Consider the following 5,625-nt stretch of genomic DNA (forward strand, 5'->3'; position numbering starts at 1 on the left):
GTATCAGACGCCCCAGCGAAGGGCGACGGTGTCACCCGCGTTGATCACGGTTGCGCGCGAGGCGGTGACGAAGGCGGAACCGTCGATGGCGGCCTTCCAGGTGTTCGAGCCGCTGTTGGCCTTGCCGTTGAGCGCGGTGACGGTGGCCGTTCCCGTGGCGGGGGTCACGCTGCTGACGCAGCCCGTGGGGGTGGCCGCCGTGGTGGCCGCGTCCAGGAGCGTGCCGAGGGTGGTGGTCGTACCGGTCGGAGTGAGGGCGACGGAGCAGACCTTGATGCTGCCCGTGCCATCGTCGACGCTCAGGGCGAGCTTCGTCGCGGTGCCGGAGGCGAAGGTCGTCTGGGCCACCCACTGCGGGGCGCCGGTGGTGGTCGGCACGGGCGGGGTTGCGGTGAAGCCGCCGCCGGCGACTGCCCTGAGTCCGTCGACGGACGCGTAGGCGGAGGGGGAGGTGTCGGCGGGCAGGTACTTGAAGCCGCCGCCTGGGTTGAACTGCTGGGCGATGAGGAAGTCCACGGGGGTCTTGCCCGCCGAGGTCAGGAAGTCGCCGGTCTGCGGGTTGATGCCGCAGGCGTTGAGGCCGGAGACGGCCCAGCCGTTGGAGTCGGTGTTGACGCCGAACATGGCGTTGAACGCGCCGCTCGCAGGCACCAGTTTGCTCTTGAGGAACGCCTTGGCCTGGGTGATGTCGGTGTCGGTGTTGGGGACGCCGACCGAGCAGAGCGCGGCCATCGCCGCGCCGGTCATGTCGATGTCGCTGGTGGTGGCGAGCTGGGCGGCGTCGCCTTCGGCCTTGCTGTAGTTCCAGCCGCCGTCGTCGTGCTGGTTGGCGCGGATGCGGGTGATGAGGGAGTCGCGGAGCGCCTGCGGTGTGCGCTGGACTCCGGCCTGGGTCTTGGCGCCGCCGAGGGCGAGGGCGGCGAACACGGTGCCGTTGAAGTTCGAGGAGGGGCCGAAGTAGCCGGGCTCGGCAGTCTGCCAGTAGCTGTAGATGTCGCCGATCAGGTTGCGCGAGGCCGAGACCCGGGCCGGGTCGATGCCCGCGGCGTAGGCGTTGAGGGCTGCCCGCTCGTAGTCGGTGACGACCGGCGCGGTGGACGGCCAGGTGGTCGTGGACAGCAGGGTGCGGTAGACGGTTCTCGCGTTCTTGGTGGTGTCGCCGCCCGGTGTGACGTCGACCGCGGCGGTGCCGGCGGCGGCGAGCGCGCTGAACGCCCACTCGTTGGAGAGCCCGGACGAGGCGTACGAACCATCGGCCGCCTGCAGGGACTTGAGGTAGGTGACGCCGTTCGTCTTCGACGTGGCCATCTGGGCCGGTGTGGCCGTGGCAGCCGCCGGCAAGACGCTCAGGCAGAACGCGCCCAAGGACGCGGTCGCCGTGACGGCGAGACGGCGGGAAATCGTATGACGGGACATGGCCTGCTCCTGTGATGAGGGGCGTGCGCAGCCCGGACACCGCTTCCTCGCCTCGTGGCAGGGCAGCGGGCAGGGGCGCCGCCCGAACGCGTGGACCGGCTTCCTGTGATGCGTCGCCGCACGGGCATTCGGGCTCGGAAACGGCCTCCGCCGTCCCACACCGCTGCGCGTCAGCCCCGGAGTCTCACCGGGTTCCCCCCTGTGGCAGCCCAGGACGCTACCCGAGGACTCGCGTCCTGTCAGCCACGCTCCGGACGGTGATCTCCGCCTCCCTGGGGCCGTCTTGACGGGGCATGAGGTGCCGTGCTGCAATCCGGCTGATACGCACTGAGTTCCAGGGGAAGCCGGTCTGAATCCGGCGCTGACCCGCAACCGTAGGCCCGGCTTCGCCGGGCGAGCCGGAATGCCTGGAGCGTGATCTACAGCGAGAAACGCCGTCGCGGACTACGGCGTGGTCGACCAGCCCTGCCCTGCGGTGAACCGTGTGCGGCGCGGGCTCCTCCACCACGTTTCCCTCCCGTCGGAAACAGGACGAGGGGGCCGTGGTGAAGAGCGCACAGCGAAGAGACCGGAGGCGGGGGCCCAGAGGGCTCCTGCCCCTCATGTCCGCCGTATCGGCGGCGTTCCTGCTGCTTGCCATGTGCGTGACACTCATCACGGTCACCCCCGCCGCAGCCGATCCGATCGAGGACTGCACGGCAGCCAGGGGCGTGATCGTCGCCGTGGACTTCGGCGCCTTCGGGGGCGGGATCGAGCGGGGCTGCGACACGACGCCGACGACCGGATACGAACTCCTCCACACGGCGGGCTTCACCACGGATGGGACGGAGCACGACGGCCCGGCGTTCATCTGCCGGATCGGCCTCGGAGCGGGGGTCCAGTACCCGACGCCCGATCAGGACGCCTGCGCCCTCACCCCGCCCGCCACGGCCTACTGGTCGTACTGGACCGCCTCACCGGGCGCGTCCACGTGGACGTACAGCCAGTACGGCGCCATGGAGCGCAAGCCGAAGGACGGGGACGTCGACGCCTGGGTGTACGGCGCGACCGATGTCGGAGGGACCACCGGCGGCCCGGCATTCGCCCCCGACGACGTACGCGCCGACGGCGCCGGAGAGACCCCTGATCCCGAGCTGACGCCCCCCTCGGTCCCGGCGGGGAAGGTCGACACCGCGTTCGCGGCGGCCTGGGTCGAAGGACTCCTCACGGGCGATGGGAGCGTCGTGGACGAGGGCGCCGACACGGCCAACTACCTGCTGACCACCGAAGCCGCCTTCGCTCTTGCCGCCGCGGACGGCAGGAGTGCGACGGTGGACAAGACCGTCGCGTTCCTCGACGCCCACACCGACGCCTACGCCTACCCGGCCGGCCCCGGCCAGGCCCCGGACGCGACCGCCGCCGCCAGGCTCGCCCTCGTCGCCGAAGCCACCGACGGCGACCCGCACGACGTGGGCGGCCACGACCTGATCGCCGACCTCACCGCCCACATCTGCACGGCCGGACCCGAATCCGGCTCTCCCACCCCTGGGTGCACCGCCAGGGGCGACTTCCGCGACGGCGGTTACGCGGACGGCCAGGCACTCGCCGTCCTCGCGGTCGCCCGCGCCGACGCCGACGTGCCGTCGGAAGCCGTCGAGCGGCTGGCCCAGTTGCAGTGCGCCGACGGCGGCATCACCAGCATCCTGATCCGTCCGGGCGAGAACTGCGACGGCGACCCCGCCACCACCGGCCTCGTCGCCCTCGCCCTGCACGAAGCAGGCGGCTACGAAACAGCCGTCACCCGGGCGCGGACCTACCTCAAGAAGGCTCAGCGCGCGGACGGTTCGTTCCCCGGCTACACCGGCGCCACGACCGGCAGCGTCTCCGCGACCGCGTACGCCGCCCAAGCGCTCCGCGCGCTCGGCGACACCGCCTGGGCCGACGCGGCGGTCTCCTGGCTCTCGCGCGAACAGCTGGACGGCGGCGGCTTCGGCTTCGAGGAGGACGCCGCCGACCCGGCCCTCTACCCGACGTCCCCCGCGATCCTGGCCGGAGCCGGCACCGACCTCGCCCGTCTGACCACCGAGCAGCCCGACCCGACCGACCCGCCCACGACCAAACCCCCGACCACCGACCCGACCCTTCCGGCCGGCGAAAGCCCCGACCTGAGAATGGGCGTCGCCTACCTCACCGACCCGGCCCGTCTCACGCAGGGCCAGTACTACACCGTCGCCCCCGATTCCTCCCGCGCCGACTTCGGGCTCACCATCGACGGTGCCTACGCACTCGCCGCGACCGGTCTGGACAATGACAAGCTGCGCGGCATCGTCGACTTCCTCGACGACGACGGCGGCAAGGACGGCGAGGACAGGACCCTGCGGGACTGGACCGGCATCGGTACGCAGTACGCGCTCGGCGGCTCGCTGGGCAAGGCGGCCCTGCTGGCCGAAGCCGTGGGCCGCGACCCGCACGACTTCGGCGGCGACGACCTCATCGCCGCTCTCGGCAAGGCCGTGTGCCCCGCCCCGAGCACGGCTCCCGACCGCAGCTGCGCGGCCAAGGGCGCCTACACCTACGCCCCTTCGGTCTTCTCCCAGTCACTCGCGATCATGGCCCAGCTACGTGCCGGTGAGCGGTCCGCCGCGAAGGAGCCGATCGCCTACCTGCAGAGCCTCCAGCACGACACCGGCGCGTGGCCCAGCCTCATCCCCACCACCGGCGACTCCGACGTCGACTCCACCGCCATCGCCGCGATGGCCCTCGACCTGGCCGGGGGCGAGAAGGCCGACGACGCGGTGGCCAAGGCGCTCGACTGGATCGCGGGCAAGCAGCTCGCGGACGGTGGCTTCCCCGGCGCGGCGGGCAACTCGGTCAACTCCGCGGCCCTCGCGGTCCAGGGACTCTCGCTGGACGCGGAGCGGTACCCCTCCGAGATCGCCGCCGCCCGGACGTTCCTCGCGGGGCAGCAGAACACCGACGGCGGGTTCAACGTGGCCGAGGAAGGCCAGCGCGGCTCCGACCTGCGGGCCTCCACACAGGCGGTCGGCGGGACGACCGGCATCTCGTTCGGACGGCTGGAACGCAGCCTGACCGACACCTCGCCCCAGCCCACCCCCAGCCCCAGCGCCTCCGCCCCGCTGATCGTCACGCCGGATGATCCTGCCGGAGCGGACAGCGGCGACGGCGCCGACACCGGTGGCACCGGATCGGGGGGCGGGGTGCTCGCCTCCACCGGCGTGCAAGCAGCCACGCTCTCGGCGCTCGCCGCCGTACTGGTCGCCGGCGGATGGCGCGTCGTCGTCATGGCGCGCCGCCGTCGCACCGCCGCCGGGAGCCGGATATGAGCATCCCCGCGATACCGGTACGGCGGAGGGTCGTGCGGGCCGTGGCCGCGCTCCTGATGTCGGTGGCGGCTCTCACTTCGACCGCCTCCCCGGCCGCGGCGGACCCGCAGGCCATGGGCCGGTGCACCACCGGCTCCGGGGCGGTGCTGGCCGTCGACTTCAGCCACTGGGGCGGCCCGGTCTACCGCTCCTGCGGTACGACTCCCACGACCGGGTACGAGCTGCTGAACCAGGGCGGCTGGCGCACCACCGGCACCGGGCACGACGGCCCGGCCTTCATCTGCCGCATCGGCTACAGCGGCCACCAGGGCGGGAAGCAGTACCCGACACCTCAGCAGGACGACTGCGTCCTGACGCCGCCCGCCTCGGCGTACTGGTCGTACTGGCACGCCGACCCCGGGGCGGACGACTGGGAGTACAGCCAGCTCGGCGCCATGCTGTACCGGCCGAAGCCCGGCAGCGTCGACCTGTGGATCTTCGGCGGAACGAACATCGAGGGCACCGAGGGCCGCCCGCAGATCTCGCCGGACCAGCTGCGGGCGCACAACACCAAGCCCAGCGGAAACGTCGGCAACCCCGCCTCGACGGAGAAGGCCCCGGCCCTGCCGCCCGGCACCGACACCGGCCCCACGGTGTCCACACCAGCGAAGTCCTCCGCTCCGGCGACCGCACCGCCGAAGTCATCGCCCGCCACCACGAAGCCGACCGTGAAGCCGTCCACGACCGCCTCGCCCAGTGCGTCGCCTTCCGCCGCGCCCAGCGCCGCGGCCACGCCCGTCCCGGCAACGTCGCCGACCGGGCCCCGGGTCGTCGACGCGGCCCCCGCCGCCGACGCCGCGTACGACACCGGCTCGATCCTGCCGGTCGTCGCGGGCGGCTCCCTGAT

3 protein-coding genes and 2 riboswitches are annotated in these 5,625 nt (G+C 72.5%); of the genes, 2 read left to right on the forward strand and 1 reads right to left on the reverse strand.

The genetic code is table 11. The annotated features are described in order from the left end of the window. Window positions 1-3: 3 nt before the first annotated feature. The gene (locus ACFWEP_RS30755) at window positions 4-1,416 is read right to left on the reverse strand and encodes a hypothetical protein (RefSeq protein WP_387374990.1); all 1,413 of its coding nucleotides are present in this window, start codon (window positions 1,414-1,416) and stop codon (window positions 4-6) included. Window positions 1,417-1,538: 122 nt separating this feature from the next. Then, window positions 1,539-1,614: riboswitch (cobalamin riboswitch) on the reverse strand. Window positions 1,615-1,754: 140 nt separating this feature from the next. Beyond that, window positions 1,755-1,824: riboswitch (cobalamin riboswitch) on the forward strand. Between the two features lie 194 nt (window positions 1,825-2,018). Between ACFWEP_RS30755 and ACFWEP_RS30760 the strand changes: the two genes are divergently transcribed. Further along, window positions 2,019-4,739: a prenyltransferase/squalene oxidase repeat-containing protein gene (locus ACFWEP_RS30760; RefSeq protein ID WP_387374991.1), complete on the forward strand. Its 2,721-nt coding sequence runs from the start codon at window positions 2,019-2,021 to the stop codon at window positions 4,737-4,739. Further along, a partial coding sequence (locus ACFWEP_RS30765) for a hypothetical protein (protein WP_387374992.1) occupies window positions 4,736-5,625 on the forward strand: 890 nt, incomplete at its 3' end. The genes ACFWEP_RS30760 and ACFWEP_RS30765, both read left to right, overlap by 4 nt.

Origin of the sequence: Streptomyces sp. NPDC060198, assembly GCF_042728415.1 — a bacterium.
Taxonomy (GTDB): domain Bacteria; phylum Actinomycetota; class Actinomycetes; order Streptomycetales; family Streptomycetaceae; genus Streptomyces.